We start from the raw sequence: 20,548 nt of genomic DNA, 5'->3' as shown, positions 1-20,548 counted from the left end.
TTTGTATCGCTCAAGACCATTCTGACCATAACAAAATATCTGTGAAAACTATATTTTACAATGGCTTTCGGTTATTTGTTAAAGTAATTGAGAACAGCCCCTAGTTTAGTAGGATTGTGAATTTTCCAACGCACTGGAAGGGCTGCAGTTACCCAGCCAATCTTGAGTAAGCGTTATAGACAAGTCGGCGGTTTAGGTAAACCCGCCAGCTTACAGGCGTACTTCAAAGGCCCATCGGGAAATAATCGGTGCAAATACCGGCTGTTGCCTTTATCTTCACCCAAGGKATGGGCGACGGCCTTGATGAACACCCGCGTATTCGGCAAATGCCGGTATTGCCCGTAATACGAACGTATAAACAGGATGATTTCCCAGTGCTGCTCTGTAAGTACAATGTTTTCGTGACGGGCAAGCTGGTTTGCAACGGCTTCGTTCCAATCTTGCCTATTCACCAGAAAACCTTGCCCTGTAGTTTTCAAGGCAAGGCCGTTGACTTTTAGCTCCATGAGGCAATCAACGGATTTTCAACGGTAAGGTTAACGAGACCTGGGTAATCGATAACTTCCAATCCTGCCATCAATTCAACCGCGAGGATTCCCCTGGCTTTCATATCTTCAGACAACACACAAAAACGATTGCTGTTAAGCTTATTGCTTAATAACCCAGCAATCTTGCCATTTTTCAAGACACTGAGTACGGCACTGTCAAGAAATACGGCGACATCGCCGGAAGCCATCCTGTCCAGCACGGCCTTATCGACAGGCGATTGAAAAATCAAGTGCAGCATCAATTATTATCAGTTAGCTTTAGCCCAATAATACCTATAATGACTAGAGAAATGGACACTAAACGGTAAAAGTCAGCGGACTCTTTGAACAAAATAATACCGAGTATGGCAACCCCGACTGCGCCCATGCCCGTCCAAACTGCATAAGCTGTTCCCACAGGTAGAAATTTTAAGGCGGTCATCAACAGAAATAAGCTCAATCCACCTGAAACCAGGGAAATTATGCTGGGGATTAAGCGGGTAAAGCCCGCGTTATATTTAAGGCTTAACGCAAAAACGATTTCCACCAAACCCGCAGAAAATAATAGCAACCACGCCAACGGACACCTCTTAGTCAATTTCATCAAGCCCGCTAGTTTACTATCAATCCAATCAATGGGCACTGCAAACCGTCATTGTTAGCTACAATAGCCCATATCCTAACCTGTAAATCTTTCGCACCTGACTTTACGACTCTCATGATGCTCGAAAAAATTAAGCACTTCTTTGACCGACATATCGCCTTGACCGAACCGAATGGTGACAGTGAAGACAAATTAAAAACTGCCAGCGCCGCGTTGCTGATAGAAATGATGCATACAGAGGAAGCGGGGGCCAACGAAAAGCAACAATTGATATTGACGTTGCTGGAAAACTCGTTTTCCTTGACTGAGGAGCAAGCCAACACCTTGATGGCTTATGCCGATCACCAAAGACGGCAAGCAACCGACTATTTTGAATTTACCCACTTAATTTGCAATGCCTACACCCACGACCAAAAAATTCAGTTGATCGAGTCTATGTGGAAAATTGCCTTCGTTGACAATAACCTGGATATGGATGAAGAATACTTGGTCGATAAGATTGCCCGGCTTTTGTATATTACCCATGCTGAGGTACTTCATGTGAAGAACCGCACACGGGGCTATTGACCCCCCCTATTTAAGATTTTTGGGAGCGCTTAATCCTCTAAGCCCAAGGCGCTTTTCTTAATATCCAACTGTGTTGACGGCAGTTCTATCTTATTTTCCCAAAGCATCTTTTCAAGATTGGTGTGCAGATTGTTGGTGACCAAATCGCGATGCCCCAACTCGCTGACAAAGACCATAATAGAAAACTCCAAAGCACATTCCTTGATGCCCTTAAAGATCACGCTGGGCGCCGGGTCTTCCAATACGAGCGGTGTCATACGCGCCGCCTCAAGCATCAGGTTATGGGCCAGCTCCACATCCGAACCATAGGCAATCCCGATTGGGATAACAATTCGCGTTATCGTGTCGCTTAACGTCCAATTAATCAATTGATTGGTGATAAAGGTTTTATTCGGCACAATCAACTCTTTGCGATCCCAATCAATAATCGTCGTCGCCCGCATTTGTATGCGGCTGACTTTGCCGCTCACGTTGTTGATAGTCACTGTATCACCCACCCTGATAGGGCGTTCAAACAACAAGATAATACCGGACACCAGGTTGGCAAATATTTCCTGCAAGCCAAAGCCCAAGCCCACACTTAACGCAGCCACCAACCATTGGACTTGCGACCAGCTACCGCCCAATTCATTGGCGATACAGATAAAACCAATCGCCATAATCAGGTATTTTGCCAATTGATTGATCGCGTAGTGCGCCCCTGTCGTAATTGACAGGCGGCTGAAGACCAATAATTCCATCAGCCCAGAAAAATTTCGTACCGACACCATCACAATAAACACATACAAACCTGCCCTCAACAAATTGGTCAATGTTATTGCTTGATAGGTTTCCTGATTGTCAATGATGACGAGATGCCGCCAAAGCATAATGTCTTCCAAAAACGAAAAGGCCGGCAATATATTGCTCCAAATCAACCAAAGCCCAACGATCAAGCTTAATCCGATAAACACAATCAACAATTTGATCGTTTGTGCATTTATGGTGGGTATATCAATTAGCTGCTCGTCCACAGGCAGTGCCGGCTCATCACCCACCACACCAGCCAAGGATGCTTGCTTTTCATTCGCCGCCTTACGTTTTTGTCGGGCATTTTTTAACGCCAATTGTCGATTTACAAAAGTTAACCAGCGGATAACCAAGCCATAGACGATAACGGCCGCAAAAATGAGCCGTATCGTAATGATTAGCTTTTGCTGTAATTCCAAAGCGCTCAAGTAGTAACCCACGACCGCAAACCCTACAACGATTATGGGAATGAAGACCACAAACGGATACCAGGCGTAACGAAGTTTGACAGACAAATCATCAAGATGCGTATTAATGTATGCCTGCAACAGCCCGGTATTCGGATTTAACACTTTAGCAAAGAACACAGAGATGGCGATCATGTTAAGGATCAACGCCAAACGACCCAGGTTGTCGCTGTAACTGGATGACGACGCGGCACCCGTGGCATTAATCAGAAAAACCCCCAGCACAATGACAAAGCGTAACCACGCAATTTGCTTATGCAAAAGGTTGGCCGTGTTTTTTTTCCATTGAAAATGCTTGACGGCAATCCCGTTATTCGCAAACAAGCGATAAAACAACTGGATCACAAACAAAGGCACGGCCGCGCCCTGCAAGCCTACGCCCACGGCTTTACTAAAATTGGCAACATGCGGATTGGCGTTTAGGATCCAACCCAAAAAATAGATAAATATGGGTAGGGGCAACACCAGTATGAGGGTATAAGCGAGTGCTTTTAACGTGTAAGAAAAATTGTCGGTGTAAATTTTCTCAATACGCTTCGCTATGGTAATTAATTCTCCCTTGGCTCGACTCCTAAGCACAGGCAATACTATCGACCCTATCAGGGCAATCAAGGTCAGAAATGGGTTTTGCCAGGCAACCACGGTGATGTCTTGGATCAACGCCACCCAATTTGACGGCGACATCAACCACTTGATTGAGTCATACAAACCACTCAGATAAGCGCCGTTAATGGGCATTGAACTCGGTACCCACAGCAACCGTTCATCCAGATAGCCGGCAAATTTATTGATTTGGGTCAGCATCTGATGCTTGGCGAAATCAAAATCGCCCAATGTCCGCAGATAAGTGGTGTCAGCCGCAGAAAGTTTGTTTAACAGGTCTTTCTGGTTATTAAGCACCACCCGTAGTTCCGCTTGTATCATCATGCGATTATCTACCGGCATAGCCTTATCGACATGTTGATCCATCAGGACTTTTAAGTAGGCGTCAAAATCCGCAAAAGGCTTGAGATTGTCATCAACCTTGAACTGTTCAAGGCTAGCTAAAGCCATCTCATCCTGAATGGACTCGGAATCCACATTGAGCCGCGCCTGACTCGCCAAGTTGCGCCGTTGTTCGCGCAAGATCTTGCCTAAAACCGGGCTTAAACCCGCCAAGCTGATTTTCTTTTCGGCGCTTTTGAAATCGGCCTCAATTTCGCTTGCAGCCGTATCTACCTTGTTTTTTAATTCATTGTAAGTTTCTATCTTGCTGGTTATCACTTGCAAATCACGGCTGTATTGTATATTTTCCCGTGTCGTTTGCTGGATCAGGGGATGCTTGCCGCTAGCCGTTTTCTCTGCTTGGGTCAGCTCATTTTCCAGGTGGATCGCTTCCTGCTGCCTACGCGAGTTGACTAGGCTTTCAATAGCCATTATGACCGGGCTTATCAGGTCTTTTTGCACATTTAATGACTGCAACTCCGATTTGAGCAACTCGACCCGAACAAGATTACTGTTCGCCTCCGCCGACAGCATTTTCAATTCTGTGTTGCGCACGGCTATTAACGTGGCTTGCCTTAATTGCAGGGCTTCAGTTTCCAATTTTGAAGTAGGGATTGCCGAAATGTCAGATTTTTTTTGTGCCGCTTCCAGGGCCTGTTGAGCCACAATCGTTTCTTGCCGAATCTGTTGGGGACGGTCATTCTGCAGGGCCAGGTCTTTTTCGATCCCTGTTATCTGTTCATCTAGGTTGCTTACTTTTTCTTTTTCCAATATCAGGCGCTGCTCCAGCTCTTCGTCGGAAATCTTAGAAAAGTCCTCCGTCCTTTGTTTAGCCAACTTTTGCTGCCCTTGCTCAATTTCTCGTTGCAATTTTTTGATTTTTTCCGGTGCCTGCTTTATTGCCGTCTCAAATTCAGCCGTTTTTGCAATATATCCGTCAGCATTGGCGAGATTTTCTTGAGCCGATTGATAGATGGGCAGCAATTTCGTCTTGATAGCCTCATCAGTTCCTTGTTTGGCGTTCAGTTCATCAATTTTGGCCTTAATCTGACTTTGGGTGATTTCATGGTGTTTATTCCCTGATGAAACGCTATCAGAAACCTGTCCGGCCTGCGCATTGCCGATACCGACTGAAATCAAAACCAACAAAAAAAAGAGCTTGACCCTATATCCTGGCTCGTTGCCTGTAAAAAATGTTGAAAAATCGATAATCTTCATAAAAATTTAAGTGAACTTTATGGGTCTTGCCATTGTTATGGCCCGCTATAGGTTCCTATTAGCTGAGCTATACTACCTTTAGCTTATTAGGCTTTTATTAAATAAATCAGTTGAAATAAGCCGACACATTACTTATCGCCCAACCAAAATGAATTTTGTGTGAGATTGTAAGTAGTTAAGTATAATTAGCGATTATAACGGCGTTAACGCCAACATCTGAAACTTATCCTAATATTTATCCAAGGAAGTTGCCCTTTGACTCAACAAGCAAATTTTTTCGCCGCCAAGTGGTTTCTGCTGTTTTTGGTGATATTGCCTTTTCAACAACTGTTTGCAGAAGACTCGACACTTAGGGAAGCAAGTGTCAGCAATGAAATTAATGCCATCATTACGGCAAGGCAGCATCCGTACCTGAAACAAGCTAACTTTGCCAACCGCACAGAAGATTTGGATGCGCTTTATAAACGGGCCAATTACCAATTGCTTTGGCTAGGCAATACCCAGTCGTCTAAAAACACGGCTGATGCACTAGACTTGTTGGCGGATGCCGCAACGGAAGGATTAATCCAGGCCAATTATGATGTCGACCTGCTGCGGGAAAAATACAAGCTGGCGCTCGCCCYCCCGCCTACTGCCTATAAAGAGCTCGCCCTGTACGACACGGCTCTGAGTATATCGGTATTACGCTACCTACACGATATTAAGTACGGTCGGGTAAATCCACAAGGGATAAACTTCAATTTGCAGTTGAGGGATAAAAAACTACTTGATTTTCCTGCCTTGATAAAAGACAGCTTATCGCTGAACACGATTTCCCAATTGCCCCTCTTGGTCGAGCCCAAGTTGCAGCAATACCACAAATTAAAATCCGCACTGGCAACTTATCGCCTTATTGCCGCAAAAGCATCCCCTCTCAATATGCTTGTCAAAGGCAAGCTGCGCCCTGGGGAACACCATCCGCAACTGGCGGAATTGGGCAGGTTTTTAGCCAGTGTGGGTGATTTGCCTGAAAGTGCCATTCCCAGTAATGCCGAAAAAAACCCAAAGTACACACCTGAACTTGTTGATGGCATCAAAAAATTCCAACTTCGCCACGGCTTGGGTTCGGACGGCACGATAGGCCCAAGCACGGCTGCAGCGCTTAACGAACCCTTGGCACATCGCATAACCCAGATAGAGCTGGCAATGGAAAGGCTGCGCTGGCTACCCGACATGAATGTCAACCGCTCGGTTATTGTCAACATCCCTGCATTCCAACTTTGGGCGATTGATGATTTAAGCGATGGCACCAATATCACTAATATGAGAGTTGTTGTAGGCAAGGCCTTAAAAAATCAAACGCCAGTTTTGATGGCGCAAATGAGTTTTATCGAATTTAGCCCTTATTGGAATGTCCCCAGAAATATATTGAAAGACGAAATCCTGCCCAAGCTAAGCAAAAACTCGGGTTACCTGACTTCCCAAAACATGGAGATTGTTTCCAGTTCCAATAGCACAGCCAAGATACTTGCGGTAAACAACGACACCTTAGAGAAACTCAAAAGAGGCAGCTTGAGGGTAAGACAGCGCCCTGGCAACAAAAACAGTTTAGGAAAGGTAAAATTTATCTTCCCTAACAAAGACGATGTCTATTTGCACGACACCCCCGCGAATTCCTTGTTCAGCAAATCGCGCAGGGATTTTAGCCACGGTTGCGTACGCGTGGAAAAACCCATGGTCCTGGCTGAATTTGCCCTAAAAAATCAAGGCAAGTGGAATACCGACACCATCACAAAAGCCATGAAAAATCCCGCAAACCAACGAGTCGTGTTACAACAACCGATCCCCGTACTGTTTTTCTACACCACTTCATTTGTCGACCAAAACAATAACTTGGACTTTTATCCAGATATTTACGGACACGATACCCTACTCCTGGAAGCGCTCAAAAAAGCCAATGACTTATCCGACCAATCCATTTTCCTCAGCACAGGCATAGCCACAACCCCGCCTGCCGTCGATGGAATGCCTTGAAGTATTGACCAGGATTGCTATGCTTTAGTAAGGGAGCTTAATCCCCTGAAAGGTTTCCATGCAATGCTGTTCCTTAGCGTTGTTAAGACGTTTAAGACTAGACTGCCTAACAATCTCACCGGATGAAATCAGCGTGCATCGAACACTACCGCCTAAATTATTTGTTTCAGTAAAAATATGGTGAACCCACCCAATACTTTTCAAGGCATTCATTCACACAGCAATAAGCTTGTCATATTGGCAAGGTTATTGGACGTTATCGTTATCGGACTGACATTATCATCCATACTCGACCTGGCAGCCGTTGAGTGGGACAACAAGCACACTTGGTGGCTATTTATTTCTGTGGTTGGCTTTGGTGTATTTGCATCGTTCAATGAAGTGTACCGTGGCGGACGCACTATGTCCGTACTGACGGAGATACGCCTTATTGCGCTGTCTTGGGGTTGCGTATTGCTGGTCTTACTGTGTGTCGATGAAGCTTATTTGTTGATCGACCCCATTTATAAGCGACTTTTCTGGATCTGGAGCCTAGCCGTACCCATAGAAATCATTTCCTGGCACGTCATTACCCGTAGCGTAGCCAATATGGTCAGAAAAATAAACAAACACAAACACCGTGTCGCGATTGTAGGCGGCACCAAGCTGGGTGTTGAGTTGGAAAAAATATTCCGTGAAGAAGAGGCCATGGGGATAGACTTTATCGGTTTTTTTGACGACCGAAAACAAGGAAGGGAAGGTCTTTACCAATTCGATTATTCAAAATTGGTGGGTAATTCCAACGATCTCGTCAAGCTCGCCAAAGAGGGTGCGGTAGACGCTGTGTATATTACCTTGCCGTTACGGGCGGAAATACGTATTGACGGCATCATCGCGAAATTATCGGATTCAACGGTTAGCGTCCATTATGTCCCTGACTTATTCGTGTTTGATATGTTGAGCGCAAGCATAGACAACATTAAAGGGATACCTATTATCAGCATACTTGACACGCCCTTTTACGGCGTTGACGGTGCCGTCAAGAGAATGTTCGATATCGCTTTTAGTAGTTTCATACTCATACTCATAATAGTTCCAATATTGCTTATTAGCTTGGCAATTCGGCTAACATCCCCTGGCCCCATCTTGTTTAAACAACGCCGCTATGGATTTAGGGGGGAGCAAATCATTGTCTGGAAATTCAGGTCAATGACCGTCAGGGAAGACGGCAGGCAGGTTGTCCAGGCCAAAAAAAATGACCCCCGTGTCACCCGGTTGGGCCGTTTTTTAAGACAGACATCCTTGGATGAATTGCCGCAATTTTTTAATGTGCTACAAGGCAGGATGTCCGTAGTAGGGCCAAGGCCCCATGCGGTGGCCCACAATGAGTTTTATCGCGGCCAAGTCAAAGGCTATATGTTAAGGCACAAGGTGAAGCCAGGGATCACCGGACTGGCACAAGTGAACGGCTACCGAGGCGAAACAGACACCATTGATAAAATGGAAGGACGGATACAACACGACCTCAACTACATCAGGAACTGGTCATTGTGGTTAGACATTAAAATCGTGTTGCTCACGATCCTCAAAGGTTTTACCAGCACAAAAGCTTATTAGGCCCAACCCTTGGCCACGCTGCTTGTCGAACTCCCCTTTTAAGCAGGCGACAACCGCGTCACATCTTATGCGTGACGATCTCCATGTTTGCCTGTTGGTATTGCCGGTAACGATTCCTGCCCCATACTTTGGTGTCTTCGCTATTGTCCAGTATTTCCAGAATCCTCTCGGCCTGTTGAAAATTTTTCGGGCATTGGGCTGACAGGTTAATTATTATCTTTTGCCGATATTCAGGCAGATTGTTAAAACTAATCAATACCGCATTTTCAACATCGGGTTGTTCAGCCGTGCATACCTGATGCGGAATGAAACTGCCTGCCCTGAATGTCCAGAGCAGGTCGTCAATGTGTTTACTTTGTTCGATTGAATCGGTCAGCACATAGGCAAAAGTGCCGTTACGGTAAGCTTTTTCTATCAGCTTACAGGCAAACAGGTAGCGTTCTTGGGATGATTCTGTCGGCAACACATAAAATGTGATTTTGGGCACACTGCCAACCTATTATTATAAAGCCCGATCAATGAGGTATTGGCTTAATAACGGCACAGGACGGCCTGTCGCACCTTTGTTTTGTCCGCTACGCCATGCCGTACCTGCAATGTCCAAATGCGCCCAACGGAAATTTTTGGCAAAATGCGAAAGGAAACAAGCGGCAGTAATCGTGCCGGCATCCTTACCGCCAATGTTGGCGAGATCGGCAAAGTTGGACTTAAGCAATTCCTGGTATTCTTCCCATAAGGGCAACCGCCAAACACTGTCGCAAGCAGTTTCCCCCGCCTTGATTAGGGCATTGCACAAGCTGTCGTCGTTGCCAAGCAAGCCACTGGGCACCCGGCCTAAAGCAACTAGACATGCGCCTGTCAACGTTGCCAAGTCAATGACGACATCCGGCTTATAGCGTTCCGCATAAGTCAACGTGTCGCAAAGGATCAAGCGGCCCTCTGCATCCGTATTTAACACTTCGATGGTTGTCCCGGACATGCTGGTGACAATATCGCCGGGCTTATTGGCATCACCGTCCGGCATGTTTTCAGACGACGGCACTAAGCCAACAATGTTGAGCGGCAACTGCATTTTTACGGCAGCAAGCAATGTCCCCATGACTGCTGCGCCGCCGCACATGTCATATTTCATTTCGTCCATGCCTAGTCCTGGTTTTAAAGAAATACCCCCCGCATCGAAGGTAAGGCCTTTACCAACCAAGACTACCGGCTTGCTGTCCTTTTTGCCACCGTGGTATTCCAAGGCAATCAATTTAGCGGGTTGACGGCTACCGCGCGAAACCGAGAGGAAAGAACCCATACCTAGCTCTTTCATATCCGATTCTTCCAGGATTTTTACATGGAGTTCGGGATAGTTTTTACCCAAATCTACCGCTTGTTCGGCCATATAAGTTGGCGTACAGACATTTCCCGGAAGATCGGCAAGCGCTTTGGTAAAACCGACACCTTCGGCAATTGCCAAACCTTGCGTTAACCCTTGCTGGGCAGGCGCCAGATTACTTTCCGGCACGGAAATCATGATTTTTTGAAGCTTGCTTTCGGTTTCTTTTTCAGATTTGAGTGCAGTAAATTGATAAACGGCATCGTTGAAAACCTCAACAATTTGCCGGACATTCCATCGCAAATCGCAACCTTCGACAGCGACCGCCGCCAGACCACAGGCAATTGATTTCAGATAAGGTTTTTTTAGATTGTTGACCGCAGCCGACAGGGCTTTTCTGAAGTTCTTAGGCGTTAAGGGCTTATTTTCACCCAACCCGACCAGCAGGACACGTTCAACACCGCCGTCAGGAATGATGTTTATCAATACGGTCTCACCCACTTTTCCATTCGTGTCTCCCCTGCTTATAACCTTGGCGATTAGGTTTTGCAGGCTTTCGGATAGTACAGGACCGGAAGTTACTAGTTGCTGGTTTTGATAAAGGCCGATAATGATACAATCACAGGGCAGTGTTTCTATGGTTGCGGTTTCTATAGAATAATCCATTTTGATTTTACGCTGTTTTTAGTATGGCAAGGTTAACAAGCGGACAGTCGCGGTTAAGTGCCTGCCCAAAACCGTTCGATTATACAACACAATTATCGTTTTGATTGAGGAGATAGGCTTGGACGTAGATTGGCCTAAAGGCTACAAAATGGCTAGGCGCCCCGTGATTACTGTCTTGGACAAAATGATTGCCCTCGACTTGTTGAAGACTGTGTTTTCCGTGTGGACGGTGATCGTCGTCATCATCGTCAGTCAAAAATTTATCAAAATCCTGGAAAAGGCCGTTGAAGGGCATATTTCCAACGATACGATATTGACTGTCCTTGGCTTAAAAACCATTATCGTGGGCATTACCTTATTGCCCGCCGCCACCTTTATGGCACTTTTGATGGTGTTGGGCCGATTGTATAAAGACCAGGAAATGTCCGCAATCGCTACCGCCGGGGGCGGTGCCGGAACGATTTACAGGGCGGTTTTTTTACTGGCCCTGCCATTGAGCATCCTCACTTATGGCTTATCCATGTATGCCTCGCCTTGGGCTGAAGCAAGAATGCAAGGTGTCATGAACCAGGACGAACAATCCTCCGATATTCGCGGGATTGCAGCGGGTAAATTTAGCGAGTACAGCCGAGGCGACTTGGTTTTTTATGTCGAGAATATAACGTCGGATAACAAAATGCAGTCTGTTTTTGTGCAAAAGCGAAAAAATGCCGACTTAAGCATCATTACCGCCGAACAAAGCCATTTTGAAGATTTACCGGGCGGGCGCTATATGGTTTTTGAAAACGGGGAGCACACGCAAGGGCATCCTGGCGACTTCAACTATACCATTGAAGCATTTAAGGCATACGCCGTGAAGATTGAAGAAAAAGCCTTATCTAATACCCTTACGCCCAAAGCGGTCGCCAGCAGCCAGTTATCAAAGTCGGTCGAACCCAGGGATATTACAGAATTGCAGAACCGGCTTTCCGTCCCATTAACTATCCTGTTGTTTGCATTTCTTGCTGTCCCGCTGGCAAAAATTTCGCCTAGGGGCGGCATATACGGAAGCATGATGTTGGGTTTTTTAATTTATTTTAGCCACGGAAACTTTTCTGGCATTACCCAAAGCTGGGTTGTTAAGGGGACAATTCCGGTTTGGCCGGGTGTTTTTTGGGTCATCCTGGCGTTTATCCTGATCGGTTTTATGCTATTGGCAAATTGGTACGGATTCCAATGGGTTATCCTGTCCATCAAAAAAAGGATTTCAAAATGAATGTCTTGACATTCCATATTGGAAAAGAAATCTTGAAAGGCACGTTGATTACCCTATTAATTTTGTTGACCATTTTCAATCTGTTTACCTTGGCTGACGAATTAAAAGACCTGGAAGGGCAATATGGCCTAAAACAAATCTTCTACTATGTTGCACTGACATCACCGACCGTGCTTTACCAACTCGTGCCTGCGTCCGCCTTGATTGGCAGCTTGTTCGTCTTGGGCACGATGGGCAATAATCGCGAATTGGTAGCCATGCAAGCCGCTGGCTTGTCAGTGTTGGGCATTATCAAGGCCGTGCTACTGGCAGGGCTGGTTTTGGTTATTTTGGCCATGTTGGTTGGTGAATTTATAGCGCCCGTCAGTGAAAAACTCGCGCAAAAAATCAAAGCGACCGCCTTAAATGAACACGTCATCATGAACTCCAAATACGGTGTTTGGTTACGGGAAGGCTCCAGCTATGTCAATGTCCGTCAGGCGGAAGACGACGGCGTATTGTCTGACCTGAGTATTTATGCGTTGAACGATCAACACCATTTAGATAGGGCAATCCACGCAGAAAAGGCGATTTTTTTGGGAAACAAAACCTGGAAACTCTTAAACATCAAAGAATCGGCAATCTCTACGCAGAAAATTCAAGTAAACCAAGTGGCCGAACAAATCTGGAAATCATCTATCGCACCTAATTTATTGAAAATAGTCGTCGTTGATCCGAACAATCTCTCCTTATATGACTTAGCGGTATATGTTGAATTCTTAAAAGGTAATCATCAAAAATCGCATAAGTATGAGGCGGCTTTTTGGGGTCGTGCGGTCAGCCCCTTAACTACCTTCATCATGATGTTGGTGTCAGCCCCTTTTGTTATTGGCATTCACCGTGGTGTGAGCGTAGGTGCCCGCATCATGATAGGCGTTACAATTGGGATGGGATTTAATATTTTTGACAAGATCATTAACCACATGGGCTTGATTTATAACTTAAATCCCCCGCTAATAGCGCTACTGCCCAGCCTGTCGGTATTAGCCGTTGTTTTGTATGCCATGAAAAAAGCACAAAGCTAATGGACCCTATTCAGGAACTTTAAGGAGACGTTTTATTTTGCTAAAATTATCAGTATTTTAAAAGCGCTAAAATGCGCTATCGCACCTTGCAAACGAATGCAAACTAGGTTTTCAAGAGCAATTTTTTTGCAAAGCGCATTTATCGATGTGTTAGTATTAGACATTACCTATGAATTCTCCAGGTAACTGACATAAAAATTCGTAACTCTAAATCAGGATACACGCATGAAAACTAAAGAGATTATTGCTACAAGTATGATCAGTATCGCTTTATTGGCAGGCTGCGATAAGGGTGAAAACACACCACAGACTTCTTCTACGGAGCAATCCACAACCAGTACAGCTACTGAATCAGTTTCTAATGCCGAGAACACCCCTGCTGCGGGTGCCGCAGCCGTGGACAGCGCAGCCAGCACCGGCGCTGCTGCCGTTGAAAGTGCCGCTAACGCAGGCGCTGCTGCTGTCGAAGATGCAGCCGATGCCGGAGCCGCCGCTGTTGAAGGCGCCAAAAACGCAGGCACTGCTGCAGTCGAAGGCGCAGCAGCCGTTGCCGGTGGTGCTGTAGAGGCCGCTAAAGGCGCTGCCGAAACCGCAACAACTGCTGGCGCAGCCGCTGTTGAAGGCGCTAAAGATGCTGGCTCTGCTGCGATGGAAGGTGCCGCTGCCGTAACGGGTGGTGCTGTCGATGCAACTAAGGCCGCTGCGGGTGACGCGGCTGACACGGCAAGCAAAGCCGGTGCCTCCGTTGTTGAAGGCGCTAAAGAAGCCATTGCCCAACCTATCGAAGCCGCAAAAGAAGCCGCAAAAGCCGCTGCAACTGATACAGCAAAAGATGCCACCACCGATCCAGCCGGTGCTGCTGCGGGCAAGTAACTCGATTATTGCCTCCTGGCAGAGCCACATTCTGCCAGGCGTATTTTTAATCCGCTCGACCAGGCTCCCGCATCGCCCTATTCCATATCGTTGAACGGATGCTATCTCGTAATTCGGAACGCTAGATAAACTCTCGCAATCTCACTGAAGCTTACGCCATTGTGAGGTCACAATGACTTTATCAAATCTGAGGGTACGAAATTTAAGGCAAAAAACCAAACCCTATTTAACCCCTGCTAAACCACGCATATAATCGTCAAACTAACCCTTTCGGAGAGAATTGTATCCTTCGAAATTGTCCTTGAGTATACGACGAAACACGCGACAGGAGACCTTATGGCTATTCAAGAATTTAACGGAATCCTGCCTATCTTAGGCCATTCGACCTACATTGCCGAAAGCGCTGTGGTTATCGGCAATGTAAAACTTGGTGATAATGTGTCCATCTGGCCGACGACGGTGGTAAGGGGTGACGTTGAAGGCATCACCATTGGCGATGACACCAATATCCAGGACGGTTCGGTATTACATGTCACCCATTACGGAAAATTTACGGATCGCGGCTATCCTTTGACGGTTGGCAAGGGCGTTACAGTCGGCCACAGGGCCATAGTGCATGCATGTACCATCGGGGATTATTGCCTGATCGGCATGGGTGCCATTATCATGGACGATGCAACCATTGAAGATTATGTGATGCTAGGCGCTGGCGCACTGGTCCCTTCCGGCAAAGTTCTAGAAAGCGGACACCTATACTTAGGCTCGCCTGTTAAATTGGTCAGGGCATTAACGGAGAGTGAACGGGATTTTCTGGTGTATTCCAGCCAGCATTACGTAGAGCTTAAGAACAAATATCTTGGCCCTGTTTCCCGATAACACCATCTTGTGTAGATTTGCCTAAATATGCTCAAACAAATCCGCGTGCGAAATTCAACCGTTCAATAACTGGCTTAGTTTTTGGGCGGACTCCCCGCCATAGAAAAAATGCCTCAGCCGCTTGCTCAACCAACATACCCAGGCCGTCCAGGCTTTTTTGAGCCTTGTGGGACACCCCCCAACGCACAAATGAAGTTGGTTTCCCCCCATAAGCCAGGTCATAACACACGCCTCCTTCAGCCAGCAGGTTTTCTGCAAGCGGCGGCAGTTCATCATACAAGCTCGCCGATGTCGCGTTGATAATCAAATCGAATTGATGGCCTTGGATTTCAGCAAAACCACAACCGATAATTTTCCCCCAATCGCGAAACCCTTCCGCCAAATCCCTTGCCTTCTCTGATGTACGGTTTGCAATGACCAGTTGTTGAGGGGATTTCTCGAGAATCGGGGCAATAATACCGCGTGTTGCCCCGCCTGCACCCAAGATCAGAATCCTCGAGTTCTTCAAAAAAATGTCGTGATTGTCATTCAGGTCGGCAACAAGGCCGCAACCATCGGTGTTGTCCCCTAAAATAGAACCATCGTCCTGTAATGCAAGCGTATTGACTGCCTTGCTTAAGTTGGCTCGTTCGGTGTTGTGATCGGCATATGCCCACGCCAACTCTTTCAAAGGCAAAGTACAATTTAAGCCCTTCCCACCTTGCGAAAAAAATCTATCAACCGACTCCTTGAACTTATCCGCAGGCACTTCTTCGGCTGTATATTCAAGTGATTGTTGCGTTTGTTCAGCAAAAAGCTGATGGATACGCGGCGATTTGCTGTGCTTTATTGGGCTGCCAAATACTGCATACCGATCTTTATTGGACATTCTGATACCACTTAAATTTAGTTCCGTAATATTTAGTATATTACGCAACTAATTTAAATTACATAGTTGAATATGGAAGGTTTAATGTGAACGGCCCAAATAGGAACCCCAGCCGAACTGATTTGCCCTAAAACGCCGCCCTAAGAAAAATTGGGCAAAAAAAATAGCCGCATAATGCGGCTATTTTTTTATGTGCCTTGGTTAAACCGTCATTTAATAAAATCGACAATCAGGAACAAGATGACTGTCAATCCTAAGCCACAGTGGATCACGCCGTTGACACTGGTATAAGGCCCCATTTTTCCGGCGGCTGGCAGTTTACTCAAAGCGCCGATGTTTTTCAGCGCCGGATAAGCACCGTTATACTCCAAGGCCAGGATAATCACAGCCGCTATCAAAAACGCCAAGAAGTTAAAATCGTGCCGAAAGTGCGTTGATGCCCCCATAAAAAACAACATGGGGATTGAAAACAAGGTATTTGTCCTCGATGCCAATCCCGCCGCCGCCAAAGCACCCGCCGCTTCGGGCAATGCTTGTCCACCGTTAGCCAATTGGGTTGCCGAAGCGATCACTATCTTCTGGTTAGGCCAGATGATTAACCACACATTCGCGAACATGATGATTGCCAAAAGTGCGCCGACATAAATGTCCAATGATTGCCCTGCCCCGCGTAGCCCCATAATGCCCAAGCCGGTCAGCAAGGTTAACACAGCGCCCCAACGGAACCACCACAGTGCCCGTGGCACTAATTTTTGGATAGCGTCCGATTTTGCCGCACCATCGGCTTCTTTAAAGTATTCACCCTGGACAAAGTTAAAGTAGTAAAGCAACCCAATCCAAGTGACACCGGCTAACAAATGCCCCCAGCGCAGCAGCATTTCATAACCGGCCGTTGTTGTAACTAATTCCATAGCAATACCTCTGTAGTAATTTGTTATTGATTTATAGCACAACCTTCGATGGGGTAGTGCCTTGAAGATACTGTTTTATACTTAGCAAACCTACCTGCCCTGACCGATCAATAATTAGGCGATCCCTCTCCCTTATTGACTCGTGATCCCGCCCCTTAAAATTCATTTCCCCAACCAGCTAGCCACAGATTTTGCATAGTAGGTCAAAATCGCGTCACTGCCTGCGCGTTTGAAAGCCAGCAAAGCTTCCAGAACAACCGGTTTCTCGTCCAGCCAACCATTCATGGCAGCGGCTTTAATCATAGCATATTCCCCGCTGACCTGATATGCAAAAGTGGGTACGCCATAACTGTCCTTTACCCTGCGGATAATGTCCAGATACGGCATTCCGGGCTTGACCATAACGATATCCGCACCTTCCTGCAAATCGAGCTGGATTTCGCGTAAGGCTTCATCGGAATTGGCGGGATCCATCTGGTAGCTGTATTTATTGCCTCCGCCCAAATTGCCCGATGAACCGACGGCATCCCGGAATGGCCCATAAAAACTGGATGCGTATTTGGCGGAATAAGCAAGGATTCGCACATTGATATGCCCTTTTGCCTCCAAAGCCTGACGAATCGCACCAATACGCCCATCCATCATGTCCGATGGCGCAACAATGTCGGCACCGGCCTCCGCATGGGAAAGTGCTTGCCTGACGAGAACCTCGTTCGTCTCGTCGTTAACGACATAGCCGCTGTCATTGATTAAGCCATCCTGACCGTGCAGGGTAAACGGATCGAGGGCGACATCAGTGATAATGCCCAGGTTCGGAAGCGATTTTTTCAACGCCCTAACACAACGTTGGATCAAACCGTCCGGGTTATACGCTTCAGCGGCATTCTCGGACTTTTTATCGCTACTGACCACAGGAAACAGGGCGATAGCCGGAATGCCGAGATTGCAAACTTCCCGAGCCTCTGCCAATAACCCATCCAAGGAATACCGTTCTATACCGGGCATGGAGGAAATCGGCTCCCGCAGATTTAAGCCCTCAGTAACAAACATGGGATATATTAAATCGTCGGCACTGAGTTGATTTTCGCGCATCAAACGGCGGGAAAAATCATCAAAGCGCATTCTTCGCATACGCGTAGAAGGAAAATTAATGTTACTATAAGACATCTTATGTGTACTCATGGATTACGGAAAATTAGGATTTTTTCTGGCTTTTTCGTCATGTTGAATGAATTATATGATTGAAACGGCATGATTTTGAGAAGTTAATTACATTCCTGGTTATTCACCATTTCAACCGCTGTTCGCCATTGTAAACAACGCAAGCGTATCGGCTCGATTTTAGAGGGTTTTATGAAAACAAAACAATATTTAGGTTTAGTAATCGTATTATTGGGCTTGTTATCTGTAACTGCCATAAAGGCTTCTGACCTACTGCCTCCCCAAATGGCAATCCAGGAGGCATCAGACAAGCTCCAGCAAAAGCTACAGGATAAGGCATTTAGCCAGAATTTTGCCCAAGTCGCGCAATTTGTTGACCAGACCATCTACCCCCATACCGATTTTGACAAAATTTCCGAATTGGTTTTGGGTAAATTGTGGGGCACTGCGAGTAGCGACGAGCAGGCACGCTTTAAGCGTGAATTCCAAACCTTGCTGGTACGGACCTATTCCCGCGCATTTGTCGAGTTTAAGGACTGGACGGTGCGCTTTCTGCCACTGGACATGCCAAATGGCGGCAACAAAGTGGTAGTGAAGACGGAAGTGTTACAACCCGGCCTGCAACCTATCAGCGTCAACTACCGCATGCTACTGGCGAATGGCGAATGGAAAGCCTATGACATCATGATCGAGGGGGTTAGCCTGGTGACCAACTACCGTTCTACGTTCAGCAATGAAGTCAAAACCAAGGGTTCTTTGGACGCGGTGATTGATGGGCTTGCCAAGAGGAACGCGGAGGCATTGGCCGCCAACAATTCTTAAAACTTTTATCTGACACCATCCTTTCCAGTCAGGAAGGATGGTGGACAAGGCAGCAATAACTATAGGTCTTCCACAAAAAATACTCCTGCAAGCCGGTTCACCTTGAACTGTAGCCTGTAACCGCAACAATATAACCGTGACTTCACTGAAAGATTCGATTTACGCCGATCCCCTAGGTGAAATCAACGCCTTCACGTTTGACGAAACCGTCGTCAGCGTTTTCCCCGACATGATCCAACGGTCAGTGCCGGGCTACAACGCAATAATCACCGCAATTGGATTGCTCGCAAAACGCTATGCCCAGCCCAACAGCTTTTGTTATGATCTTGGTTGCTCCCTCGGCGCCGCCACGTTAGCCATGCGCGACCAAATTGAGGCCGAAAATTGCCGCATTATTGCGGTCGACAACTCTCAGTCCATGGTGTCTGGATTCAAGGACAAATTGCAGGGCCTTCCAGTTTCAATCCCCATTGACGTGCAGTTTGCCGACATCAGGGACATAAGCATCGAAAACGCCTCAGTAATCGTCTTGAACTTTACCTTACAATTTGTCCCCATCGAAGACCGCCAGTCTTTCATCCGAAAGGTTTACCAGGGGCTTTTACCTAATGGGATATTGATCCTTTCTGAAAAGCTTAAATCCGCTGATGAAAGGCAAAATACCCTGCAAACCGATATGCACCATTTATTCAAGAAGGCCAAGGGTTATTCCGACCTTGAAATCAGCCAAAAGCGTACCGCACTGGAAAACGTCCTTATCCCCGAAACCTTGAACCAACACCAACAACGGCTGCATAACGCCGGATTCAGCAGCGCCGAAATTTGGTTTCAATACTTTAATTTCGCCTCGATCATTGCCCTTAAGTGATAGACTACCAACCCTTATATCACGCACTTCGATCAGCTAAAGCAGACGTATGGGCAGATCGTTTGCCGCAACAAACCAGCGCAGCATTCGGCCACGCCCGCCACGGCCATTTGGCGACATGGCAACGACTCATAGGGAGCCTGCCGGAATTCTCCACTAGACAACGTATTTTAAATACGGATACCGTCCAAATAGGTTCTGCACATGACCTGGACGACTTGGCTAAGTCAACGCTAGAAGCCCAACTAAAAAGCCTACATCCCTGGCGCAAAGGCCCTTACGGGTTATTCGGCATTCACGTCGATGCCGAATGGCGTTCAGACTGGAAATGGCGGCGCGTCGAACAACATATCTCCCCGCTCAAGCATCGGTTGGTGCTGGATGTCGGTTGCGGCAACGGCTATTACTGCTGGCGTATGCTGGGGGCAGAAGCCAAAATGGTGGTCGGCATCGACCCTATGTTATTGAATGTCATGCAATTCCAATTCATCCGTAAGCTTTACGGGGAAAATCCGCCCATTTTCGTCCTGCCATTGGGCATAGAAGACCTGCCTTATGGGCTGAAGGCGTTTGATACCGTGTTTTCGATGGGTGTGCTTTATCACCGACGCTCGCCCATCGATCATTTGCTGGAACTAAGGGACTGCCTAGTCCCTGGCGGTGAACTGATACTGGAAACCCTGGTTATTGATGGCGAATTAGGCGAAACACTACTGCCCGAAAACCGCTATGCCCAAATGCGGAACACTTGGTTTTTACCCAGCATCCCAACGCTAATGAGCTGGCTAAAGCGTTGCGGATTCAGGAATGTCCGTTTGGTCGATGTCACTACAACCACGCCGGAAGAACAACGAAGTACTGAGTGGATGACGTTCCACTCATTAAAAGACCATCTGGACCCGACTGACCCAACACTGACTTGTGAAGGCCTGCCAGCCCCCCAAAGGGCTATTTTTATTGCACATACATCTCATAATTGAGGACTGGCTATAGCAGTAACAGTTTTACGGCGCATAATGCAAGCTGGCTAACTTTTATTATACCTTGAACCTTATCCCCCTTTCATCTATATTCATGGGACACGATCATCGGGTAGAA

At 46.7% G+C, this 20,548-nt stretch carries 19 protein-coding genes; 10 read left to right on the top strand and 9 right to left on the bottom strand.

Translation table 11 applies throughout. The annotated features are described in order from the left end of the window. Nucleotides 1-173: 173 nt before the first annotated feature. Genes MGMO_RS06405 through sugE form a run of 3 tightly spaced genes read right to left on the bottom strand, consistent with a single transcriptional unit; the run spans nucleotide 174 to nucleotide 1,107 of the window. A complete protein-coding gene (locus tag MGMO_RS06405) occupies nucleotides 174-506 on the bottom strand; it encodes a TusE/DsrC/DsvC family sulfur relay protein (RefSeq protein ID WP_023494225.1) in 333 nt (110 codons plus the stop codon). Next, nucleotides 497-787, bottom strand: a complete 291-nt coding sequence (gene tusB / locus MGMO_RS06400) for a sulfurtransferase complex subunit TusB (protein WP_023494224.1) — start codon at nucleotides 785-787, stop codon at nucleotides 497-499. The genes MGMO_RS06405 and tusB overlap by 10 nt, the downstream gene beginning before the upstream one ends. Beyond that, entirely contained in the window at nucleotides 787-1,107 is a 321-nt protein-coding gene (sugE, locus tag MGMO_RS06395) for a quaternary ammonium compound efflux SMR transporter SugE (protein WP_023494223.1), read from the bottom strand. Before sugE ends, tusB begins: the two co-directional genes overlap by 1 nt. A gap of 138 nt (nucleotides 1,108-1,245) precedes the next feature. On the opposite strand from sugE, the gene MGMO_RS06390 reads away from it, so the two are divergent. Continuing rightward, a complete protein-coding gene (locus MGMO_RS06390) occupies nucleotides 1,246-1,698 on the top strand; it encodes a tellurite resistance TerB family protein (protein WP_023494222.1) in 453 nt (150 codons plus the stop codon). A gap of 29 nt (nucleotides 1,699-1,727) precedes the next feature. Here the strand turns inward: MGMO_RS06390 and MGMO_RS06385 are convergent, their stop codons facing one another. Continuing rightward, nucleotides 1,728-5,156, bottom strand: coding sequence for a mechanosensitive ion channel domain-containing protein (locus MGMO_RS06385; RefSeq protein WP_023494221.1), 3,429 nt, complete (start codon nucleotides 5,154-5,156; stop codon nucleotides 1,728-1,730). A 255-nt stretch (nucleotides 5,157-5,411) separates the two neighbouring features. Here MGMO_RS06385 and MGMO_RS06380 point away from each other — a divergent pair, with 255 nt between their 5' ends. Then, nucleotides 5,412-7,169 (top strand): L,D-transpeptidase family protein, encoded by a 1,758-nt coding sequence (locus tag MGMO_RS06380; RefSeq protein ID WP_023494220.1) that lies wholly within the window; start codon nucleotides 5,412-5,414, stop codon nucleotides 7,167-7,169. A gap of 177 nt (nucleotides 7,170-7,346) precedes the next feature. Then, nucleotides 7,347-8,765, top strand: a complete 1,419-nt coding sequence (locus tag MGMO_RS06375; protein WP_023494219.1) for an undecaprenyl-phosphate glucose phosphotransferase — start codon at nucleotides 7,347-7,349, stop codon at nucleotides 8,763-8,765. A gap of 58 nt (nucleotides 8,766-8,823) precedes the next feature. Here the strand turns inward: MGMO_RS06375 and MGMO_RS06370 are convergent, their stop codons facing one another. Beyond that, complete coding sequence (locus MGMO_RS06370; RefSeq protein ID WP_023494218.1) at nucleotides 8,824-9,252, bottom strand: DNA polymerase III subunit chi; 429 nt, start codon at nucleotides 9,250-9,252, stop codon at nucleotides 8,824-8,826. Between the two features lie 15 nt (nucleotides 9,253-9,267). Continuing rightward, a complete protein-coding gene (locus MGMO_RS06365; protein ID WP_023494217.1) occupies nucleotides 9,268-10,752 on the bottom strand; it encodes a leucyl aminopeptidase in 1,485 nt (494 codons plus the stop codon). A gap of 148 nt (nucleotides 10,753-10,900) precedes the next feature. Between MGMO_RS06365 and lptF the strand changes: the two genes are divergently transcribed. The 4 genes from lptF (at nucleotide 10,901) to MGMO_RS06345 (ending at nucleotide 14,820) form a co-directional block, all read left to right on the top strand. Beyond that, nucleotides 10,901-12,007 carry an LPS export ABC transporter permease LptF gene (gene lptF, locus MGMO_RS06360; protein WP_051383983.1) on the top strand — a complete coding sequence of 369 codons (1,107 nt, stop codon included), beginning with the start codon at nucleotides 10,901-10,903 and terminating at the stop codon, nucleotides 12,005-12,007. After that, entirely contained in the window at nucleotides 12,004-13,071 is a 1,068-nt protein-coding gene (gene lptG, locus MGMO_RS06355; protein ID WP_036307122.1) for an LPS export ABC transporter permease LptG, read from the top strand. The genes lptF and lptG overlap by 4 nt, the downstream gene beginning before the upstream one ends. 225 nt (nucleotides 13,072-13,296) lie before the next feature. Continuing rightward, nucleotides 13,297-13,944, top strand: coding sequence for a hypothetical protein (locus MGMO_RS06350; RefSeq protein ID WP_023494214.1), 648 nt, complete (start codon nucleotides 13,297-13,299; stop codon nucleotides 13,942-13,944). Nucleotides 13,945-14,280: 336 nt separating this feature from the next. Continuing rightward, the gene (locus MGMO_RS06345; RefSeq protein ID WP_023494213.1) at nucleotides 14,281-14,820 is read left to right on the top strand and encodes a gamma carbonic anhydrase family protein; all 540 of its coding nucleotides are present in this window, start codon (nucleotides 14,281-14,283) and stop codon (nucleotides 14,818-14,820) included. Between the two features lie 31 nt (nucleotides 14,821-14,851). Here MGMO_RS06345 and aroE read toward each other — a convergent pair whose 3' ends face one another. The 3 genes from aroE to hemB all read right to left on the bottom strand — a co-directional run bounded on the left by aroE (nucleotide 14,852) and on the right by hemB (nucleotide 17,781). After that, entirely contained in the window at nucleotides 14,852-15,688 is an 837-nt protein-coding gene (gene aroE / locus MGMO_RS06340) for a shikimate dehydrogenase (RefSeq protein WP_023494212.1), read from the bottom strand. A 209-nt stretch (nucleotides 15,689-15,897) separates the two neighbouring features. Next, nucleotides 15,898-16,599, bottom strand: a complete 702-nt coding sequence (locus MGMO_RS06335) for a urate hydroxylase PuuD (protein ID WP_023494211.1) — start codon at nucleotides 16,597-16,599, stop codon at nucleotides 15,898-15,900. A gap of 162 nt (nucleotides 16,600-16,761) precedes the next feature. Next, nucleotides 16,762-17,781 (bottom strand): porphobilinogen synthase, encoded by a 1,020-nt coding sequence (gene hemB, locus MGMO_RS06330; RefSeq protein ID WP_456152394.1) that lies wholly within the window; start codon nucleotides 17,779-17,781, stop codon nucleotides 16,762-16,764. Between the two features lie 171 nt (nucleotides 17,782-17,952). Here hemB and MGMO_RS06325 point away from each other — a divergent pair, with 171 nt between their 5' ends. From MGMO_RS06325 to cmoB, 3 genes are all read left to right on the top strand, one after another. Then, on the top strand, nucleotides 17,953-18,582 hold the full coding sequence (locus MGMO_RS06325) for an MlaC/ttg2D family ABC transporter substrate-binding protein (RefSeq protein WP_023494209.1): 630 nt from the start codon (nucleotides 17,953-17,955) through the stop codon (nucleotides 18,580-18,582). A 136-nt stretch (nucleotides 18,583-18,718) separates the two neighbouring features. Continuing rightward, nucleotides 18,719-19,450, top strand: a complete 732-nt coding sequence (cmoA, locus tag MGMO_RS06320) for a carboxy-S-adenosyl-L-methionine synthase CmoA (RefSeq protein WP_023494208.1) — start codon at nucleotides 18,719-18,721, stop codon at nucleotides 19,448-19,450. Further along, nucleotides 19,447-20,430 (top strand): tRNA 5-methoxyuridine(34)/uridine 5-oxyacetic acid(34) synthase CmoB, encoded by a 984-nt coding sequence (gene cmoB, locus MGMO_RS06315; RefSeq protein WP_023494207.1) that lies wholly within the window; start codon nucleotides 19,447-19,449, stop codon nucleotides 20,428-20,430. The genes cmoA and cmoB overlap by 4 nt, the downstream gene beginning before the upstream one ends. Nucleotides 20,431-20,548: the final 118 nt, after the last annotated feature.

The organism is Methyloglobulus morosus KoM1 (genome assembly GCF_000496735.2).
In the GTDB taxonomy this organism is placed as follows: Bacteria; Pseudomonadota; Gammaproteobacteria; order Methylococcales; family Methylomonadaceae; genus Methyloglobulus; species Methyloglobulus morosus.
The sequence above is the reverse complement of the archived record's forward strand: the minus strand, read 5'-3'. Positions and strand labels throughout refer to the sequence as shown.